The 19,277-nt window shown below is 71.4% G+C and carries 18 protein-coding genes; 3 read left to right on the plus strand and 15 right to left on the minus strand.

Annotated features, from left to right (window positions below; genetic code table 11):
- From secD to pgsA, 13 genes are all read right to left on the minus strand, one after another.
- Nucleotides 1-1,749, minus strand: a complete 1,749-nt coding sequence (gene secD, locus ACN9MM_RS07730) for a protein translocase subunit SecD (protein ID WP_426362938.1) — start codon at nt 1,747-1,749, stop codon at nt 1-3.
- A gap of 144 nt (nt 1,750-1,893) precedes the next feature.
- Nucleotides 1,894-2,373, minus strand: a complete 480-nt coding sequence (gene yajC / locus ACN9MM_RS07735) for a preprotein translocase subunit YajC (RefSeq protein ID WP_426362939.1) — start codon at nt 2,371-2,373, stop codon at nt 1,894-1,896.
- 165 nt (nt 2,374-2,538) lie between these two features.
- Complete coding sequence (gene ruvB / locus ACN9MM_RS07740) at nt 2,539-3,618, minus strand: Holliday junction branch migration DNA helicase RuvB (RefSeq protein WP_426362940.1); 1,080 nt, start codon at nt 3,616-3,618, stop codon at nt 2,539-2,541.
- 29 nt (nt 3,619-3,647) lie between these two features.
- A complete protein-coding gene (gene ruvA, locus ACN9MM_RS07745; protein ID WP_382866909.1) occupies nt 3,648-4,280 on the minus strand; it encodes a Holliday junction branch migration protein RuvA in 633 nt (210 codons plus the stop codon).
- Nucleotides 4,277-4,828 carry a crossover junction endodeoxyribonuclease RuvC gene (gene ruvC, locus ACN9MM_RS07750; RefSeq protein WP_189804416.1) on the minus strand — a complete coding sequence of 184 codons (552 nt, stop codon included), beginning with the start codon at nt 4,826-4,828 and terminating at the stop codon, nt 4,277-4,279. The genes ruvA and ruvC overlap by 4 nt, the downstream gene beginning before the upstream one ends.
- A gap of 107 nt (nt 4,829-4,935) precedes the next feature.
- Nucleotides 4,936-5,688 (minus strand): YebC/PmpR family DNA-binding transcriptional regulator, encoded by a 753-nt coding sequence (locus ACN9MM_RS07755; RefSeq protein WP_382866913.1) that lies wholly within the window; start codon nt 5,686-5,688, stop codon nt 4,936-4,938.
- Nucleotides 5,689-5,751: 63 nt separating this feature from the next.
- Entirely contained in the window at nt 5,752-6,339 is a 588-nt protein-coding gene (pdxT, locus tag ACN9MM_RS07760) for a pyridoxal 5'-phosphate synthase glutaminase subunit PdxT (RefSeq protein WP_382866916.1), read from the minus strand.
- A gap of 6 nt (nt 6,340-6,345) precedes the next feature.
- Entirely contained in the window at nt 6,346-7,260 is a 915-nt protein-coding gene (gene pdxS, locus ACN9MM_RS07765; RefSeq protein WP_189804419.1) for a pyridoxal 5'-phosphate synthase lyase subunit PdxS, read from the minus strand.
- A 114-nt stretch (nt 7,261-7,374) separates the two neighbouring features.
- Nucleotides 7,375-7,917 (minus strand): hypothetical protein, encoded by a 543-nt coding sequence (locus ACN9MM_RS07770; protein ID WP_382866922.1) that lies wholly within the window; start codon nt 7,915-7,917, stop codon nt 7,375-7,377.
- Between the two features lie 11 nt (nt 7,918-7,928).
- Entirely contained in the window at nt 7,929-8,564 is a 636-nt protein-coding gene (locus ACN9MM_RS07775; RefSeq protein WP_426362941.1) for an MBL fold metallo-hydrolase, read from the minus strand.
- 193 nt (nt 8,565-8,757) lie between these two features.
- A complete protein-coding gene (locus tag ACN9MM_RS07780; RefSeq protein WP_426362942.1) occupies nt 8,758-9,912 on the minus strand; it encodes a glycosyltransferase family 4 protein in 1,155 nt (384 codons plus the stop codon).
- Nucleotides 9,909-10,823: a phosphatidylinositol mannoside acyltransferase gene (locus ACN9MM_RS07785; RefSeq protein ID WP_426362943.1), complete on the minus strand. Its 915-nt coding sequence runs from the start codon at nt 10,821-10,823 to the stop codon at nt 9,909-9,911. The genes ACN9MM_RS07780 and ACN9MM_RS07785 overlap by 4 nt, the downstream gene beginning before the upstream one ends.
- Entirely contained in the window at nt 10,820-11,482 is a 663-nt protein-coding gene (gene pgsA, locus ACN9MM_RS07790) for a phosphatidylinositol phosphate synthase (protein ID WP_382866934.1), read from the minus strand. The genes ACN9MM_RS07785 and pgsA overlap by 4 nt, the downstream gene beginning before the upstream one ends.
- Before the next feature lie 282 nt (nt 11,483-11,764).
- Between pgsA and ACN9MM_RS07795 the strand changes: the two genes are divergently transcribed.
- Complete coding sequence (locus ACN9MM_RS07795; protein WP_426362944.1) at nt 11,765-13,981, plus strand: elongation factor G-like protein EF-G2; 2,217 nt, start codon at nt 11,765-11,767, stop codon at nt 13,979-13,981.
- A 176-nt stretch (nt 13,982-14,157) separates the two neighbouring features.
- Nucleotides 14,158-15,813, plus strand: a complete 1,656-nt coding sequence (locus ACN9MM_RS07800) for a hypothetical protein (protein ID WP_426362945.1) — start codon at nt 14,158-14,160, stop codon at nt 15,811-15,813.
- 69 nt (nt 15,814-15,882) lie between these two features.
- Here the strand turns inward: ACN9MM_RS07800 and ACN9MM_RS07805 are convergent, their stop codons facing one another.
- Complete coding sequence (locus ACN9MM_RS07805) at nt 15,883-16,446, minus strand: HIT family protein (RefSeq protein ID WP_426362946.1); 564 nt, start codon at nt 16,444-16,446, stop codon at nt 15,883-15,885.
- A gap of 65 nt (nt 16,447-16,511) precedes the next feature.
- Here ACN9MM_RS07805 and ACN9MM_RS07810 point away from each other — a divergent pair, with 65 nt between their 5' ends.
- On the plus strand, nt 16,512-17,168 hold the full coding sequence (locus ACN9MM_RS07810) for a potassium channel family protein (RefSeq protein ID WP_426362947.1): 657 nt from the start codon (nt 16,512-16,514) through the stop codon (nt 17,166-17,168).
- Between the two features lie 68 nt (nt 17,169-17,236).
- Here ACN9MM_RS07810 and thrS read toward each other — a convergent pair whose 3' ends face one another.
- Nucleotides 17,237-19,213, minus strand: coding sequence for a threonine--tRNA ligase (gene thrS / locus ACN9MM_RS07815; protein ID WP_426362948.1), 1,977 nt, complete (start codon nt 19,211-19,213; stop codon nt 17,237-17,239).
- Between the last annotated feature and the right edge of the window lie 64 nt (nt 19,214-19,277).

Here is a 19,277-nt window from a genome sequence, read left to right on the forward strand (position 1 = left end):
TCACGCCTCCTTCGCGTCGACGGGGGCGTGGGCACGGCGGGTGCGGCGCAGCGGCGGCTTGGCGCCGAGCCGCTTCGGGTCCAGACCGGACCAGGCGTGGCCGTTGCCGAAGAACTTGGTCCGGGCGAGCAGCGTCATGACCGGCTTGGTGAAGAGGAACACCACGACGATGTCGAGCAGGGTGGTCAGGCCGAGCGTGAACGCGAAGCCCTGGACCTTGCCGACGGTGACGATGAACAGCACGGCCGCGGCCAGGAACGACACGAAGTCGGAGACCAGGATGGTGCGGCGGGCGCGCGGCCAGGCGCGCTCGACGGCCGGGCGGAGCGTGCGTCCCTCGCGGAGCTCGTCGCGGATGCGCTCGAAGTACACGATGAACGAGTCCGCGGTGATGCCGATGGCGACGATGGCGCCACAGACGGCCGGCAGGTTCAGCGCGAAGCCGATGGCCGGGCCGAGGAGGGCCATGAGCACATAGGTGAGGAGCGCCGAGACGGCGAGGCTGAGGATGGCGATCAGCGACAGGCCGCGGTAGTAGACGACCAGGTAGATGATGACGAGAGCGAGGCCGATGGCGCCGGCGATGAGACCGGCCTGCAGCTGGTCCCCGCCGAGCGCGGCGGTGACGGTGTCGACGCTCTGGGTCTGGAAGGCGAGCGGCAGGGCGCCGTAGGACAGGACGTTGCCGAGGTCCTGGGCGGACTGCTGGTTGAAGCTGCCGGAGATCTGGGCGCTGGCGCTCAGCGTGGTCTGGACGCGCGGCGCGGAGACGACCTCGCCGTCCAGGACGATCGCGAACTGGTTCTGCGGCTCGGTCTGCTGCGACAGCTTGCTGGTGATCGACTGGAACTTCTTCGAGCCGGCGTCCGTGAACTCCATGTCCACGATCCACTGGCCGGTGCGCTGGTCCAGGCCGGCCTTGGCGTTGTCGACGTCCTTGCCGTCGACCTCGGCCGGGCCGAGGAGGTACTTCTCCCACTGGCCGACGGCGTTCTTGCCACAGGCCACGGTGGGGTCGGACGGCTTGACGCCCTGACCGGCGTCGGTGCGCGCCTTGGCATCGAGGCAGTTCAGCGTGGTGAACTTCTGCTCCAGCGCCGCGGTGGCGGCGTCGGGCTTCGGGGTCGCCTGCGGCGTACCGGTGGCCTTCGGCTTCGCGGAAGACGTGGCCGTCGGCGTGGGGCTCGGGGCCTTGAGGGCCTCGGTGAGCGCGCGGCCCTGCGTCGAGGCGGTGGCGGTCGGGGTGGCCGACTTCTCACCGACCTTCGCGCCGGAGGAGGCCGAGGCGGACGGCTTCGGCGTGCCCGAGGGGGTGGCGCTCGGCGCCGGCTGCGGCGCGGCGGCCGCCACGGCGAGAACGGGCCGGAAGTAGAGCTGGGCGGTGGTGCCGACCTGCTCGCGGGCCTGCTTCTCGTTCGTCCCGCGAGGGATGTTGACGATGATGTTCTCGGCGCCCTGCGTCTGAACCTCGGCCTCGGAGACACCCAGACCGTTGACACGGCGCTCGATGATGCCGACCGCCGTGTTCATGTTGGTCTCGTTGACCGCCGACTCCTGGCCGGGCTCGGCCTTCGCCTTGAGCGTGATCGACGTACCGCCGGCGAGGTCGATGCCGAGGCGCGGGGTGGTGTGCCCCGACCAGAACATCCCGCCGGTGAGCGCGACCATGGCGATCAGGATGAGTGCCAGGGCGCGGCCCGGACGGCTCTGTCCCCCCGCCGGCCTTCGGCCCTTCTTCGGTGCTGCCACCTGTCGTATCTCCCTGTCCAACCGCCTCACGCCGGGTATGCGTGGGACGGCCACGAAGTGTGTGTGGGGACCTGCCCCCGCAGACGTGGAACCGTTCCGGGGGCCGCGCACGCCTGTGGGCGTGCGCGGGGCCCCCGGCCGCGACTACTTCGCGTCGGTCTCGCCGTCGGCCTTGCCGTCCTTCTGACCCTCGGCGGCGGCCTCGGCCGCGTCCGACTTCTTCGTGAGGTCGGCCTTCGGCGCGTCCTCGACGGTCTCGGCGTCCTTGTCCGTGGCCTCGGCGGCCTCGGTCAGCGAGGAGGCGTCGTCCGGGACGACGGTGTCGGAGTCCGACTCCTCGTCGTCGCCGTGGACGATCCGGTTGTACTCGGAGTCCTCGAGGACCGCGCCGATCGCGTTCTTGGCGTAGACCGCGTGCACGCCGGGCGCGACCTCGAGGAGAACGGTCTCGTCGCCGATCTCCTTGACGGTGGCGTACATCCCCCCGATCGTCCGTACGCCGGTGCCGGGCTGCATCTCGTTGCGCATCTGCGCCGCCGCCTGCTGCTTCTTCTTGGCAGAGCGGGTCATCAGGAACATGGCCCCGATGAGGACGATGAAGGGGAGGAGGGTCACGATGCTCACGGGACGGGTTTCCTTCGCACGGTCGCGGAGAACCCGCGGCCTGATCTTCGGGGGTGGGCGCGCCGACCAGAAAGGGCGGCAACGGCGGAGTCTAGGCGAGTCCGCATCGATGGAACAACGTCCAGCATCGCACCCTGGTTCCGGTCCGGGCGAGTGTCCGCACCGTCACGCCCCGAAGAGCCCCTGTTGTCCGCTTCCTGGCCCGGCCGGGCCCACAGCCTGCGGCGGAACGAGTCCCAGGTGCGTCCATGCCGCCGGAGTGGCGACCCGGCCACGGGGTGTGCGCGCCAGCAGGCCTTCGCGTACGAGGAAGGGTTCGGCGACCTCCTCGACGGTCTCGCGCTCCTCCCCCACGGCGACCGCGAGGGTGGACAGGCCGACCGGTCCGCCCCCGAAGAGCTTGAGCAGGGCCTCCAGGACGGCGCGGTCGAGACGGTCGAGGCCGCGGCTGTCCACCTCGTACACGCTGAGGGCCGCCTCGGAGACCTCCCGGGTGATCACTCCGTCGGCCCTGACCTGCGCGTAGTCGCGGACGCGGCGGAGCAGGCGGTTGGCGATGCGGGGCGTGCCGCGGGAGCGGCCGGCGATCTCGGCGGCGCCGGCGGCGTCGATCTCGACGTCGAGGAGTCCGGCCGAGCGGTGGATCACGCGCTGGAGCTCGGCCGGGTCGTAGAACTCCATGTGGCCGGTGAAGCCGAAGCGGTCGCGCAGCGGGGGCGGCAGCAGTCCGGCCCGGGTGGTGGCGCCGACCAGGGTGAAGGGCGGGAGTTCCAGGGGGATGGCGGTGGCGCCGGGGCCCTTGCCGACGATGACGTCGACGCGGAAGTCCTCCATCGCCATGTAGAGCATCTCCTCGGCGGGCCGCGACATGCGGTGGATCTCGTCGAGGAAGAGGATCTCGCCCTCCTGGAGGGAGGAGAGGATCGCGGCGAGGTCGCCGGCGTGCTGGATGGCGGGGCCGGAGGTGATGCGGATCGGCGCGTTCATCTCCGCGGCGATGATCATCGAGAGGGTGGTCTTGCCGAGGCCGGGGGCGCCGGAGAGCAGCACGTGGTCGGCGGTGGCGCCGCGCTGGCGGGCGGCCTTGAGCACGAGGTCGAGCTGCTGGCGGACCTTCTCCTGGCCGACGAACTCGCTGAGGTCCTTGGGGCGCAGGGCCGCCTCGACGGCCTGGTCGTCGCCCTCGGCGGAGGCGCCCACGAGGCGCGCGTCCGGCTCGGCGGTGCTGTCGTCGTCCCAGTTCACGGTGATGGTCTTCCTCTTCGTACGGGAGGTCAGCGGGCCCGGTTGAGGGTCTGCAGTGCGGCGCGGAGCAGCTGCGGCACGGGCGCGGTGCCGGTCTCGGCGAGGGCGGCCTCGGCCTGCGGGGTGACGGCGCCGACGGCCTCCTCGGCCTCGCGGCTCGCGTAGCCCAGGCCGATCAGGGCGGCGGACAGCTGCTCGGTCCACGGCGCGGGTCCCGAGGCCACGGCGCGCTGGGCCCCGACCAGGCCGCTGCTGCCGAGCGGGGCGCCGAGCTTGTCCTTCAGTTCGAGGAGGAGCTTCTGGGCGCCCTTCTTGCCGATGCCGGGGACGGCGGTGAGGGCCTTCTCGTCGCCGGTGGAGACGGCGAGGCGCAGCGCGTCGGGGCTGTGCACGCCGAGCATGGCCTGGGCGAGGCGGGGGCCGACGCCGCTGGCGGTCTGGAGGAGCTCGAAGACCTGCCGCTCGTCGTCGTCGGCGAAGCCGTACAGGGTGAGGGAGTCCTCGCGGACGACGAGGGAGGTGGCGAGCCGGGCGTGCTCACCGAGGCGCAGGCCGGCGAGGGTGCCGGGGGTGCACTGGACGGCCATGCCCACGCCCCCGACCTCGACGACGGCGGTCGTGGGGGCGAGGGCGGCGACCGGGCCGCTCACGAAGGCGATCATCGGGTACGGCCTTTCAGCGCGGTGACGGGCCGGGCAGCGGCGTGCTGGGCGACGGCCTGTTGCAGACGGTTCTGGGCGGGGGCCCGCCAGATGTGGCAGATGGCGAGGGCGAGGGCGTCGGCGGCGTCGGCGGGCTTCGGCGGGGCGGAGAGCCTCAGGAGCCGGGTCACCATGGCCCCGACCTGGGCCTTGTCCGCGCGGCCGCTGCCGGTGACGGCGGCCTTGACCTCGCTGGGGGTGTGCAGGGCGACGGGGATGCCGCGCCGGGATGCGCAGAGCATGGCGACGGCGCTGGCCTGAGCGGTGCCCATCACCGTACGCACGTTGTGCTGGCTGAACACCCGCTCCACCGCGACGAGTTCGGGCGAGAAGCGGTCGAGCCACTCCTCTATGCCGCGCTCGATGCCGACGAGGCGCACGCCGATGTCGGCGTCCGCGGCCGTGCGCACGACGCCGACGCCGAGCATGGTCAGCGGTCGGCCCGCGACCCCTTCGACGACGCCGACACCGCACCGGGTCAGCCCCGGGTCCACCCCCAGTACGCGCACGCCACCCTCCTATCGATCACCTATTCGTGCAGGCTATCGGGTGCCACTGACAACGCAGCGGGCCGACGGGGTGTGTCCCGTCGGCCCGCTGCTCGGAAGGTCCGTGATCAGGCGTCGACCTTCTCCATGACCTCGTCGCTGACGTCGAAGTTGGCGAAGACGTTCTGCACGTCGTCGCTGTCCTCCAGGGCGTCGATCAGCTTGAACATCTTGCGCGCGCCGTCCTCGTCGAGCTCGACCTGCATGGTCGGGACGAAGCTGGACTCGGCCGAGTCGTAGTCGATGCCGGCCTCCTGGAGGGCGGAACGGACCGCGACCAGGTCGGTGGCCTCGCTGATGATCTCGAAGGACTCACCGAGGTCGTTGACCTCCTCGGCGCCGGCCTCGAGCACCGACTCCAGGACGTCGTCCTCGGACAGCTCGCCCTTGGGGAGCACGACGACGCCCTTGCGGTTGAACAGGTACGAGACCGAGCCCGGGTCGGCCATGGAGCCGCCGTTGCGGGTCATGGCGACGCGGACGTCGGAGGCGGCCCGGTTGCGGTTGTCGGTGAGGCACTCGATGAGCACCGCGACACCGTTCGGACCGTAGCCCTCGTACATGATCGTGGCGTAGTCGACGCCGCCGGCCTCGAGGCCGCCGCCGCGCTTGACCGCGGAGTCGATGTTCTTGTTCGGGACCGAGCTCTTCTTCGCCTTCTGGATGGCGTCGTAGAGCGTCGGGTTGCCCTCCGGGTCGGCACCGCCGGTGCGGGCCGCGACCTCGATGTTCTTGATCAGCTTCGCGAAGAGCTTGCCGCGCTTGGCGTCGATCACGGCCTTCTTGTGCTTCGTCGTAGCCCATTTAGAGTGGCCGGACATCTGCCTGTCTCCTTCGCGTAACCAACTTCTTGAACGAACCCCAGAGATCCTACCGGGATCGTGTCACCGTTCCGCGCGCACCATGTCCACGAACAGCTCGTGGATGCGGTGGTCGCCGGTGAGCTCGGGGTGGAAGGAGGTTGCGAGGGCCCGGCCCTGGCGGACGGCGACGATGTGGCCCCCGTGCTCCGCGAGGATCTCGACCTCGGCGCCGACGGACTCCACCCACGGGGCACGGATGAACACGCCCTCGACGGGGGTGTCTATGCCCGCGACGGTGACGCCCGCCTCGAAGGACTCGTTCTGCCGGCCGAAGGCGTTGCGGCGGACGATCATGTCGATGCCGCCGAAGGTCTCCTGGCCCGAGCGCGGGTCGAGGATCTTGTCGGCGAGCATGATCAGGCCGGCGCAGGTGCCGTACACGGGCATGCCGCCCGCGATCCGCTCGCGCAGCGGCTCCATCAGGCCGAAGAGGTCGGCCAGCTTGGAGATGGTGGTGGACTCACCACCGGGGATGACCAGGCCATCGACCTCGGCGAGCTCCTCGGGACGCCGGACCGGCCTGGCCACGGCGTCCGCCGCGGCCAGGGCGATCAGGTGCTCCCGTACGTCGCCCTGGAGGGCCAGGACACCGATGACGGGCGTGCTCATGGGTGCTTACCAGCCCCGGTTCGCGTAGCGCTCGGACTCGGGGAGGGTGTCGCAGTTGATGCCGACCATGGCCTCGCCCAGGTTGCGGGAGGCGTCCGCGATGACCTTCGGGTCGTCGTAGAAGGTGGTGGCCTTCACGATGGCGGCGGCGCGCTTGGCCGGGTCGCCCGACTTGAAGATGCCGGAGCCGACGAAGACGCCCTCGGCGCCGAGCTGGCGCATGAGCGCGGCGTCGGCGGGGGTGGCGACACCACCGGCGGAGAACAGCACGACCGGCAGCTTGCCGAGCTCGGCGACCTCCTTGACGAGCTCGTACGGGGCGCGCAGCTCCTTGGCGGCGGCGAACAGCTCGTTGTTGTCGAAGCCGCGCAGCTTGGCGATCTCGTTCTTGATCTGGCGCAGGTGGCGGACGGCCTCGACGACGTTGCCGGTGCCGGCCTCGCCCTTGGAGCGGATCATGGCCGCGCCCTCGGCGATGCGGCGCAGGGCCTCGCCCAGGTTGGTGGCACCACAGACGAAGGGGGTCGTGAAGGCCCACTTGTCGGAGTGGTTGACCTCGTCGGCCGGGGTCAGGACCTCGGACTCGTCGATGTAGTCGACACCGAGGGACTGCAGGACCTGGGCCTCGACGAAGTGGCCGATGCGGGACTTGGCCATCACCGGGATGGAGACCGCGCCGATGATCTCCTCGATCATGTTCGGGTCGGACATGCGGGCGACGCCGCCGTCCTTGCGGATGTCCGCAGGGACCCGCTCCAGGGCCATGACGGCCACGGCGCCGGCGTCCTCGGCGATCTTCGCCTGCTCGGCGTTGACCACGTCCATGATCACGCCGCCCTTGAGCTGCTCGGCCATGCCGCGCTTCACGCGCGCGGTGCCGGTCTCGGGGGACTGGAAGGTGGTGGAAGGCGTGGTGGACACGGATACCTCACTCGTGACAACGGGGGTTGACGACAAGATGAGGAAACAGTCCACCTGGGGTCCACATCAAGGGCCAATGTGGACCCGGTGGATCGTTTTCCCAGGTTGAGAGGGTCAGGCCGGACGATCAGCAAGGGCCACCGGCGGCTCGTCGTCCATTTCGAAGGCGAGCGGGAAGGGCGCGTGGCCTGCGAGCCGGAACCAGCGGACCTTGCGGTGGCGGCGCAGGGCACGGGCTGCCCGGACGGCGTCGTTGTGGAAACGGCGGGCCATCGGGACGCGCCGGACGGCCTGCGCGAGCTCTCCCGCGGCCTCCTCGCCGCCGGGTGCCTCCCGTACGAGCTCCACCTGCTCGGGCTCGCCGAAGACCGCCCGCAGCGCCTGGCTGAGCTCGCTCTCGGCGACCTCCCGCTGGTCCTCCTCGGCCTGCCGCGCGGCGTGCGCGGCCTCGTACAGCACGATCGAGGCGGCCGGGTCGAGGACGCCGGAGGTGGCGAGCTCCTGGGTGACCGAGGCCCTGCGCAGGAGCTGCGCGTCCAGGGCGGCGCGGGCGGCGTCGATGCGCGCGTGCAGCCGGTCGAGCCTCCCGGCGGTCCAGCTCAGATAGACGCCGATGAAGATCAGCGCGACGACGGTCCAGATCACGGTTTCGGTCACGGGCGCACAGGCTACCGGGGCGGTGGCAGCACACCTTCCCAAAGGTCGTGGTCATGGGCGAACAGGACACGCGCGGGACGGCCGCCGGCGAGCTCGCCGAGCCGGTCGAGCCAGGGGAGGTACGGGCTCCCGAACTCGTGGGCGAAGTCGTACGCCTGCCCCGCGAGGACCGTGACCCGGTCGCCGTGGTCGAGGACGAGCGACTGGTGGCCCTCGGTGTGACCGGGAGTCGGCACGATCCGCACGCCCGGTGCGATCTCGTGCTCTCCGTCCAGCTCCTCGTACCGGACGCCGGGCAGGAGCGAGTCGATGGTGTACCCGCCGGCGCGGGCGCGGACGAGTTCGGTGCGCTGGACGAGGACGGGGGTGGCGGGGAAGAGCTGGTTGCCGCCGATGTGGTCGAAGTGCAGATGGCAGTTGACCACCAGGTCGATGTCGTCCGGTCCGACGGGCAGCGGGTGCCGGACGGGCCGGTAGTGGGCGTCCGTCTCGGGGGACCCGGTCCCCATCCCGGTGTCGAAGACCAGCCGCACGCCCGCGTGGCGCACGAGATACCCGAGAACGGGCTCCACGCGCGCGTGCGGGCCGCTCCATTCCTCGGCGGGCCGGGTGAGGTGACCGAGGTCGAGCCGGGTGATCGAATCCATGCCGAGACCCTGCCCCACGCCGTTCTCGGCATGCCTCCCGCCGGGGCGGTGCCCGCCCTCGTCGTGGGCGCCGCCCGCCCCGTCGGCAGCGGGCTGTGGGCCCACAGGCGGCGGGGCCCGCAGGGCACGCCCTGGGGGCCGCACCCTGTGGGGGCCTCACCGGGCGCGGCCCCCACAGGGTGCGGGGCCCCGCCTACAGGCCCAGGCGGGCCCTCAGGCCGGTCGTTCGTTCGTCGGTGTCGACCGCCGCCGCCCCGTCCGTCACCGTCTCGTACACCGCCAGGATGTCCGCCCCCACGGTCCCCCAGTCGAAGCGCCGCACATGGGCCGAGCCCCGGGCGCTCAGTTCCGCGCGCCGCGTCTCGTCCCCGAGGAGCGCGATCGCCGCGTCCGCGAGCGCGTCGGCGTCCTCGTTGGTGAAGAGCTCGCCGGCCGCCCCCTGGTCGAGGACCTGGGCGAAGGCGTCCAGGTCGGAGGCGAGGACCGGCGCACCGGCCGACAGCGCCTCGACGAGGATGATGCCGAAGCTCTCGCCGCCGGTGTTGGGCGCCACGTACACGTCGACGCTGCGCAGCAGCCGCGCCTTGTCCTCGTCGCTGACCATGCCGAGGAACTCCACCCGGGAGCGCATCCCGGCCGGCAGGGAGGCGACCGCCTCCTCCTCGTCGCCGCGACCGGCGACGAGGAGCCGGGCTCCGGGCCGCTCGGTGAGGATCCTGGGAAGGGCCCGCATGAGGACGGGCAGGCCCTTGCGGGGCTCGTCGATGCGGCCGATGAAGCCGAGGGTCTCGCCCTGCCACTCCTTCTTCGGCTCGGCGCGGGCGAAGAAGTCCACGTCGACGCCGTTGGGGATGACGACCGCGTCGCCGCCGAGGTGCTCGACGAGCGTGCGCCGCGCGTACTCGCTGACCGCGATGCGGGCGCTGATCTTCTCCAGGGCGGGCTGGAGGATCGGGTACGCGGCGATCATGGCGCGGGAGCGCGGGTTCGAGGTGTGGAAGGTGGCGACGATCGGCCCCTGCGCGGCCCAGCAGGTGAGCAGCCCGAGGGAGGGCGAGGTCGGCTCGTGGATGTGGACGACGTCGAAGGTGCCGTCGTGCAGCCAGCGGCGCACGCGCGCGGCGGACAGGAAGCCGAAGCTGAGCCGGGCCACGGAGCCGTTGTACGACACGGGTACGGCCCGGCCCGCGGAGACGACGTAGGGCGGCAGCGGCGTGTCGTCGTCGGCGGGGGCGAGGACGGAGACCTCGTGGCCGAGCCGGATCAGGTGCTCGGCGAGGTCCCGGATGTGGAACTGGACGCCGCCCGGCACGTCCCAGGAGTACGGGCAGACGATCCCGATCTTCACGCGGCCGGTCCCTCCCGCTCGTCCAGGTCCGCGAGCCACAGTCGTTGCAGCATGTGCCAGTCCTCCGGGTGGTCCGCGATGCCCGAGGCGAACGCGTCGGCGAGCGCCTGTGTCATGAGGGACGTCTTCTCGGCCCGGGTACCTGACTCCGGTACGTCGATCGGTGCGTGGATCCGGCCCTGCATGACCGGCGTGTCGTCGTACCAGAGCGTCACCGGCAGCAGCAGCGCGCCGGTCTGCTGGGCGAGGATCGCCGGTCCCGCGGGCATCCGCGCCGTGTCCCCGAAGAAGGTCACCTCGGTGCCGGACGCCGACAGGTCACGGTCGGCGACCAGGCAGATCAGGCCGCCGGCCCGCAGCCGCCGCGCCAGCGTGCCGAAGGCGGAGCCGCCGGTGTGGGGCAGGACCTCCATGCCGAGGGACTCGCGGTAGGCGACGAACCGGTCGTACAGCGACTCCGGCTTGAGCCGCTCCGCGACCGTCGTGAACGGCACGCCGAGCGAGCGGGTCACCCACACGCCCGCGAGGTCCCAGTTGGCCAGGTGCGGCAGGGCGAGGATGACCCCGCGCCCCGCGGCGAGGCCGTCCTCCAGGATGTGGCGGTCCTTGATGTCGATGGACCGCTCGACCCGCTCCTTGCTCCAGGTCGGCAGCCGGAAGGACTCCATCCAGTACCGCATGTACGAGCGCATGCCGGCCTGCGAGAGCTCGGCGAGCCGCTCGGGCGTGGCGTCCGGCACCACGCGCGCGAGGTTGGACTCCAGGCGCAGGACGCTCTTGCCGCGCCGCTTCCAGGCGAGGTCGGCGATCCGCCGGCCGAGGCCCGCCGCCACCGGCTCCGGCAGCTTCTTCACGGTCGCCCAGCCGGCGCCGTACAGCCCGTCGCTCAGGCGCTCCTTCAGGGTGCTCACGAGGCCGCCCCGCCTCCTCCGGCCGCGGCGGCGTCCGCCTCGGCCGACTCGCGGCGCACGGTCACGACCCGCTGACCCAGGGTCACGGCGCTGCCGACGGCCACGATCCACAGGGCGATCGGGAGCAGGACCTCGACGCCGGGCACTCCGAACGTGTGGAGTCCGGCGAGGCCGGCGGCGACCAGCGAGATCACCAGGCGCTCGGCGCGCTCGACCAGGCCGTTCACCGCGACGGGCAGGCCAATCGATTCGCCTCGGGCCTTGGTGTACGAGACGACCTGGCCGCTCGCGAGGCAGAAGATCGCCACGGCGCACAGGATGTTGTCGTCGCCCTTGCCGGCGTACCAGAGCGCGAAGCCGCCGAAGATCGCGCCGTCGGCGACCCGGTCGAGCGTCGAGTCGAGGAAGGCTCCCCATCGGCTGGAGATCCCCGCCTGCCGGGCCATGTTGCCGTCGACGAGGTCGGAGAAGACGAAGACGGTGATGATGATCGTGCCCCAGAAGAACTCCCCGCGGGGGAAGAAGACCAGGGCACCGGCCATCACCCCCGCCGTGCCGATGAGCGTGACCGCGTCGGGGCTGACGCCCCGGCGGAGCAGAAACGCGGCGAACGGTGTGAGGACACGCGTGAAAAAGGCACGCGCGTACTTGTTCAGCATGGCCTTCCCGAGGTTCGGTGGGCCGCGCGGCCCCTACGACCACCGGCTCACCCATCGTAGCCACGAGCGCCGCGGCGTAGCGGCGGGCACCCGCCCCGCCGCGTCGGCGTCCCGCCGAGGGTCCCCCCGGGGGGCTCCGCGGTGTACGACGTATGGACGCGTCCTGGCGTCGGTGCAAAGCTCGAAGGACCACCGCGGGCACCGCCGGAGCCGTACCGCGACACACCACTCCCCCGCGCCCGCGTCCCGCCGCACCGTGCGAGCAGTCGGGAGGAACACATCATGGGTGACAAGGCGAAGACGCCCGCCGGAGCCGCCGGCAGGGCTCCTACGGCCGACCGGCCCTCGGCCGTGCGGAACGTGGTGCTGGTCGGCCACAGCGGATCGGGCAAGACGACGCTCGTCGAGGCGCTGGCGCAGACCGCGGGGGCGGTCAACCGGGCCGGGCGGGTCGAGGACGGCGGCACCGTCTCCGACTACGACGAGATCGAGCACCGCCAGCAGCGGTCCGTGCAACTCTCCCTCGTCCCGGTCGGCTGGGACGGATACAAGATCAATCTCCTCGACACCCCCGGGTACGCCGACTTCGTCGGGGAGCTGAGGGCCGGTCTGCGTGCGGCGGACGCGGCCCTCTTCGTCGTCTCGGCCGCCCAGGAGGCCGACGCCGTCGCCGCCTCCACGCGCGCGATCTGGGAGGAGTGCGCCGCCGTCGGCATGCCCCGCGCCATCGTCGTCACCCACCTGGACACCGCCCGCACCGACTTCACCGAGCTCACCGCCGTCTGCGCCGGGCTCTTCGGCAGGGACGACCCCGACGCGGTCCTCCCCCTCTACCTTCCGGTGCGCGGCGCCGAGGGCGCCGACGGGCACGCGCCCGCGACCGGCCTGGTCGGCCTGCTCTCGGAGCGGATCTTCGACTACTCCTCGGGGGTGCGCCGGGAGGACCGGCCCGACGAGGCGCAGCGGGAGCTCATCGCGGAGGCCCGTGCCCGGCTCATCGAGGGGATCATCGCCGAGAGCGAGGACGAGACCCTCATGGACCGCTACCTCGGCGGCGAGGAGATCGACGTGAAGACCCTCGTCGACGACCTGGAGAAGGCGGTCGCCCGGGGCACCTTCCATCCGGTGCTCGCGGCCGCCCCCGCGGCCGACGGCGGGACGCAGGGCCTCGGCACCCTGGAGCTCCTGGAGCTGATCACCGGCGGCTTCCCCTCCCCGCTGGAGCACGAGGCGCCCGCGGTCACCACCCCCGACGGCCGCTCCCGGCCGGCGATCACCTGCGACCCTGACGGGCCGCTGGTCGCCGAGGTCGTCAAGACGGCCGCCGACCCCTACGTGGGCCGGATCTCCCTGGTCAGGGTCTTCTCCGGCACCCTGCGCCCCGACGAGACCGTGCACATCTCGGGTCACGGCCTCGCCGACCGGTCGCACGACGGTCAGGAACTCCACGAGGCGGACGAGCGGACCGGCGGGCTCACCTCCCCGTTCGGCCGGCAGCAGCGGCCGCTCGCGGAGTGCATCGCCGGGGACCTCGCCTGTGTCGCCCGGCTCGGCCGCGCGGAGACCGGTGACACCGTCTCCGCCAAGGACGATCCGCTCCTGATGGAGCCGTGGACCATGCCGGAGCCGCTGCTGCCGCTGGCCGTCCAGGCCCACGGCAAGGCCGACGAGGACCGGCTCTCGCAGGGCCTCTCCCGGCTGGTCGCCGAGGACCCGACGCTGCGGCTCGAACAGAACCAGGACACCCGGCAGGTGGTGCTGTGGTGTCTGGGCGAGGCCCATCAGGACGTCGCCCTGGAGCGGCTGCGCGGCCGGTACGGGGTGCAGGTCGACGCCGTGCCGTACAAGGTGGCGCTGCGCGAGACCTTCGGCGGCGCCGCATCGGGCCGGGGCCGGCACGTCAAGCAGTCCGGCGGCCACGGCCAGTACGCCATCTGCGAGATCGACGTGGAGCCGCTGCCGCCGGGCAGCGGCATCGAGTTCGTGGACAAGGTGGTCGGCGGCGCGGTGCCGCGCCAGTTCGTCCCGTCCGTGGAGAAGGGCGTACGGGCGCAGGCCGCGCGGGGGCTCGCCGCCGGGCATCCCCTCGTCGACATCCGGGTCACCCTGCGGGACGGCAAGGCCCACTCGGTGGACTCCTCCGACGCCGCGTTCCAGACGGCCGGGGCGCTGGCACTGCGCGAGGCGGCCGCCGAGGTGCCCGTCCACCTCCTGGAGCCGGTCGCCCAGGTCGAGGTCCTCGTCCCCGACGAGTACGTCGGCCCGGTCATGAGCGACCTGTCGGGACGGCGCGGCCGGGTCGTCGGCACCGACCAGGCGGGGCCGGGACGGACCGTGGTCCGGGCCGAGGTGCCGGAGATCGAGATCGGGCGGTACGCGATCGATCTGCGTTCGATCTCGCACGGCACCGGACGGTTCGACCGCACGTACGCCCGGCACGAGCCGATGCCTCCTCAGCTGGCGGAGAAGATCCGCGAACAGGCCGAAAAAGGCTCCTAGTTGACCGAGCGACAGGGGTGCACGTCCGCCCGGCGCGTGCCGGGCGGACGTCATTCGGTCGTCGACATCCACAGGCCGTGACGCATCGTGCCGTACCCGGTTACGCTGTGGTGCCCAGCTCAGAAGGTGTGCGGGGCACGGCAGTTGGGAACAGCCCGCACAGATACTCGCGCGCGATGGGGGCGGCAGTGGCGATCGACGGTTTCGGACCCGGGGCACAGATCCCCCTCCAGAGCACGGGAGGCGGCACGGGCGCGACGAACGCGCTCGCGTCCGCCGCGTACCGGGACAGTCCTCTGAAGACCATCCAGGACGCCGACAACGACCTCTACAAGACCACGGTCAAGGAGGGGAAGTGGGGGCTCTTCAGCCCCGACCTCGGCGAGGCCTTCTCCCGCGCGGTCCAGGTCCGGATGCTCGGCGGCGCCCGCAAGGCGCTGATCCAGTCCTTCGGGGCCGAACCGCAGCCGGTCGTGGAGCACTGCCTGGCCGCGACCCATCTGCGCAGGCAGCGGGACGTGAAGCTGACCCTGGTCACGTTCTTCTGCGGGGTCCTCTTCCTGCCGGGCCTGCTGCTGTGGCTCGGCGTCATCCAGCTCCGCCGCCTCGTCGCCGGCTCCGAGAACAAGCGCAACAGCGCCCTCGGCACCGCCCTCCTCTGGGCCGCCGGGATCTTCGCCGCGCTCGTCCTGCTCAAGCTGCCCTTCGACGGGATCCTGCCGAACTACCTGCGCGCCATGGTGGTGGCCCCGGTCGTAGGCTGGTTCCTCGCGAGCCGGATCTGCCTGAACGCCGCGATCGACCTGCGTGAGCGCTGGAGCGGTCTGCTCGGCGGCGGCGGGGTCGGCCCGCACGTCCCCAAGTCCGCCCCGCGGGACCCGGGCGAGAAGTCCGCCGAGGCGCTCCGGGTCAACCTGGAGAAGCTCTCCGCCGAGCAGCAGTCCAACATCGTCTTCTACGCCGGCACCAAGGGGATCCTCGGCCTGGGCACCCGCTGGGGCAGCTGGACGCTCGCCGAGGAGCTGGTCCCGCAGGCCGGCAAGGAGCTCCACGCCTTCCGCGCGTGGGACGTCGTCCGCAGGATCCACGACGAGCTGGCGCTCCTGGAGCGCGGCTCCCTGAAGACCGGCTTCCCCAAGCCGACGGTCAAGCACTGGATCGTGTCCCCGGTCGGCGAGGGCGCCGACGAGGTCAGCCGCCCCGAGGGCGACAACATCGTCCACTACCAGGTCAAGCCGCACGAGATACAGCGCATCTGCAACGACCAGCAGTTCGGCGCGGGCAACCGCCACTACCTCGGCGTGCAGTTCACCCTCTGGGACGGGAATCTCGTCCTCACCATGATGGTCACCGTCACCTCGCTCCACCACACGCTGCGGATCGAGGTCACCGGTCATGCGCTCGGCCCCGTCCACGGCCTCTTCACCACGAAGCCGAAGGCGAAGACCAAGGAGGTCTCCAAGACCGTCCGCTTCTGGGAGACGAAGGAGATCCAGCAGCCGCTCCTGACGACCAACGACATCGTCCGGCTCGCGGTGCGCGCCCCGCTCACCTGGTACCCGCCGGTCCTGGAGTTCCTCGGCGGCAAGATGAGCCTGCCCGAGCCGTTCGGTCTGCGGCACGTCTGGGCCGGGCCGCTCTGGAAGAACCGCTTCATGGCCGACGACGCCATCCGCATGGCCACGCCCGTGCTCCGCGCCGTGCACGCCGCGACGCTCAAGGTCCTCGACGAGCACAACGTGGAGACGGAGCGCTTCACCAACCGCTCGCTGGTGCTCAGCGGCGGCATCCAGGAGCCGGGTCCGAAGAAGGCCGACGTCTACGACGCCTGACCCGGGTCCGCCGCGCGGCTCAGGGGTCCAGCCGCGCGGCTCAGGGGTTTCAGAGGGCGGCTCAGGGTTTCAGAGGGTGGCCGGCCACGCGTCGGCCAGCATCTTCCGGGTGTCGGCGAGCAGCTGGGGCAGCACCTTGGTGTGCCCGACGACCGGCATGAAGTTGGTGTCCCCGCCCCAGCGCGGCACCACGTGCTGGTGCAGGTGGGCGGCGATGCCGGCGCCCGCGACGGCGCCCTGGTTCATGCCGATGTTGAAGCCGTGCGCGCCGGAGGCCGCCCGCAGCGCGACCATCGCGCGCTTGGTGAGGTCGGCGAGCTCGACGGTCTCGGCCTCGTCGAGGTCGGTGTAGTCGGCGACGTGACGGTACGGGACCACCATCAGGTGACCACCGTTGTACGGGTAGAGGTTGAGCACCGCGTACACGCTCCGGCCGCGCGCGATCACCAGGCCGTCCTCGTCCGACTTCGACGGAATCGCACAGAACGGACAGCCGTCCTCGGCCCCCGGCCCGGTCGGCTTGTTCTCGCCCTGGATGTACGCCATCCGGTGAGGCGTCCACAGGCGCTGGAACGCGTCCTGCGTCCCCACTCCGATCTGCTGCTCCGGCTCAGTCGTCATGCCCAGCAGCATATTGCGTCGCCCGTTCGGAACGTGTCGCCGGGGCGGAAGATCCTTGCAGGGGCCATGCTGATCGGATGAAGGACAGGCCGCCCGTTCCCCCGGGGCAGGAGCGCTGGGACCGTCGGATGGACGTCCCCCTGACGGTGACCTCCCTCGTCTTCCTCGGCAGCTACGCGATGCGGATCCTCGGCCGCGACCTGCCCGCCGGCTGGCACGACGTCTGCCTCGCCCTCCTGTTCTCCTCCTGGGCCGTGTTCGTCGTCGACTACGCGGTACGCCTCAGGCTGAGCGGTCTCGGCCCGCTGCGCTTCGTGCGCCGCCACTTCCTGGACACGGTGGTACTGATCCTGCCGCTGCTGCGGCCGCTGCGGGTGGTGACCGCGTACGACCGGGCCCAGCGCCGGAATCAGGAGCCCCGGCTCACTCTCTACGCCCGCGTCATGGCGTACGCGGGGCTCTCCGCGACGCTGCTCGGCTTCGCCGGCGCGCTCACCGTCTACGACGTCGAGTACGGCGCCCCGGGCGCGTCCATCGTCACCTTCGGCGACGCGGTGTGGTGGGCCTGCGCGACGCTGGCGACCGTCGGCTACGGGGACGTCGTGCCCGTGACACCGCTGGGCCGGCTGGTCGCGGTGGGCATGATGGCCTGCGGCCTGGCCCTGCTCGGCGCGGTGACGGGCTCGTTCTCGTCCTGGCTGATCCAGGTCTTCCGCCGGGAGGGCGAGGGCTGACGGGACCCGACGCACCAGGAGGCCCCCGGGGCGATCCCCGGGGGCCTCCTGACCGCGATACGCGTGCGTCAGACCTGGACGCGGTCCTCGACGACCTTGGCGAGCTTGGCGATCGCCTCGTCGACGGGGATGCCGTTCTCCTGCGAGCCGTCGCGGTAGCGGAAGGAGACGGCACCGGCGGCCATGTCCTCGTCACCAGCGATGATCATGAACGGCACCTTCTGCTTCTGCGCGTTCCGGATCTTCTTCTGCATGCGGTCGGAGGAGGAGTCGACCTCCACCCGAAGGCCCTGCTTCTTCGCCTTGGCGGCGAACTCGTGCAGGTAGTCGACGTGCGCGTCGCCGATCGGGATGCCGGTCGCCTGGACCGGCGCCAGCCACGGCGGCATCGCGCCCGCGTAGTGCTCGAGGAGCACGGCGAAGAACCGCTCGATCGAGCCGAACAGCGCGCGGTGGATCATGACCGGGCGCTGCTTGGTGCCGTCCGGGGAGGTGTACTCCAGGTCGAAGCGCTCCGGCAGGTTGAAGTCGAGCTGCACGGTCGACATCTGCCAGGTGCGGCCGATGGCGTCCCGCGCCTGCACCGAGATCTTCGGGCCGTAGAACGCGGCGCCGCCCGGGTCGGGGGTCAGCGGGAGGCCCTGCTTCTCGGCGACCTGCTGGAGGACCGCGGTGGCCTCCTCCCACACCTCGTCCGAGCCGACGAACTTCTCCGGGTCCTTGGTCGACAGCTCCAGGTAGAAGTCGGTCAGACCGTAGTCGCGGAGCAGGTTCAGCACGAAGGTGAGGGTGCGGTCCAGCTCGTCGGCCATCTGCTCGCGGGTGCAGTAGATGTGCGCGTCGTCCTGGGTGAAGCCGCGGGCCCGGGTCAGACCGTGGACGACGCCCGACTTCTCGTACCGGTACACGGTGCCGAACTCGAACAGGCGCAGCGGCAGCTCACGGTAGGAGCGTCCGCGCGCGTCGAAGATCAGGTTGTGCATCGGGCAGTTCATGGGCTTGAGGTAGTAGTCCACGCCCTCGTCGAGCTGCATGGGGGGGTACATGCCCTCGGCGTACCAGTCGAGGTGGCCCGACTTCTCGAACAGCTTGCCCTTGGTGGCGTGCGGCGAGTAGACGAACTCGTAGCCCTCCTCCTCGTGGCGCTTGCGCGAGTAGTCCTCCATGACCCGGCGGATGATGCCGCCCTTGGGGTGGAAGACGGCGAGGCCGGAGCCGATCTCGTCCGGGATCGAGAAGAGGTCGAGCTCGTTGCCCAGCTTGCGGTGGTCGCGCTTCTCGGCCTCGGCCAGGAAGTCGAGGTGCGCCTTCAGCTCGTCCTTCGACGGCCAGGCGGTGCCGTAGATGCGCTGGAGCATCGGGTTCTTCTCGCTGCCGCGCCAGTAGGCGGCCGCGTTGCGCATCAGCTTGAACGCCGGGATGTTCCGGGTGGTCGGCAGGTGCGGACCGCGACAGAGGTCCTTCCAGCACAGGTCGCCGGTCTTGGCGTCGAGGTTGTCGTAGATGGTCAGCTCGCCGCCGCCCACCTCGACGCTCGCGCCGTCGTCGGTCGACGCGGAGCCCTTGATGCCGATGAGCTCCAGCTTGTACGGCTCGTCCGCCAGCTCCTCGCGGGCGGCCTCATCGGTCACCACGCGGCGGGCGAAGCGCTGGCCGCGCTTCTGGATCTCCTGCATCTTCTTCTCGATGACCTTGAGGTCCTCGGGGGTGAAGGGCTTCTCGACGTCGAAGTCGTAGTAGAAGCCGTCCCGGACCGGCGGGCCGATGCCCAGCTTGGCCTCGGGGAAGAGCTCCTGCACGGCCTGGGCCATGACGTGCGCGGTCGAGTGGCGCAGGATGTCGAGACCGTCCGGGGAGGAGATCTCGACGCCCTCGACGACATCGCCGTCGGCGAGCTCGTACGACAGGTCCTTCAGTTCGCCGCCCACGCGGGCGGCGATGACGGTGCGGTCGTCGGCGAACAGGGCGCCGGCGGTGGTGCCCGCGCTCACCGCCCTCTCCTCTGCCTCCGAGGCGGACTGGACGGTCACACGGACATCAGACACGGGTACTCCATACATAAGGGCGCTGGCAGACACGAGGTGCCGGCGCCGGCGACGCGCGGCAGAG

Origin of the sequence: Streptomyces sp. E-08 (assembly GCF_049913095.1) — a bacterium.
In the GTDB taxonomy this organism is placed as follows: Bacteria; Actinomycetota; Actinomycetes; order Streptomycetales; family Streptomycetaceae; genus Streptomyces.

Coding starts and splice junctions, on each gene's coding strand:
- ruvA (WP_382866909.1), bottom strand. CDS start 4,280: ATGATCGCCTTCGTGAGCGGCCCGGTCGCCGCCCTCGCCCCCACGACC.
- ACN9MM_RS07805 (WP_426362946.1), bottom strand. CDS start 16,446: ATGCTGCTGGGCATGACGACTGAGCCGGAGCAGCAGATCGGAGTGGGG.
- pdxT (WP_382866916.1), bottom strand. CDS start 6,339: ATGAGCACGCCCGTCATCGGTGTCCTGGCCCTCCAGGGCGACGTACGG.
- ACN9MM_RS07755 (WP_382866913.1), bottom strand. CDS start 5,688: ATGTCCGGCCACTCTAAATGGGCTACGACGAAGCACAAGAAGGCCGTG.
- pgsA (WP_382866934.1), bottom strand. CDS start 11,482: ATGCTGAACAAGTACGCGCGTGCCTTTTTCACGCGTGTCCTCACACCG.
- ACN9MM_RS07810 (WP_426362947.1), top strand. CDS start 16,512: ATGAAGGACAGGCCGCCCGTTCCCCCGGGGCAGGAGCGCTGGGACCGT.
- ACN9MM_RS07795 (WP_426362944.1), top strand. CDS start 11,765: ATGGGTGACAAGGCGAAGACGCCCGCCGGAGCCGCCGGCAGGGCTCCT.
- ACN9MM_RS07800 (WP_426362945.1), top strand. CDS start 14,158: ATGGGGGCGGCAGTGGCGATCGACGGTTTCGGACCCGGGGCACAGATC.
- ACN9MM_RS07775 (WP_426362941.1), bottom strand. CDS start 8,564: ATGGATTCGATCACCCGGCTCGACCTCGGTCACCTCACCCGGCCCGCC.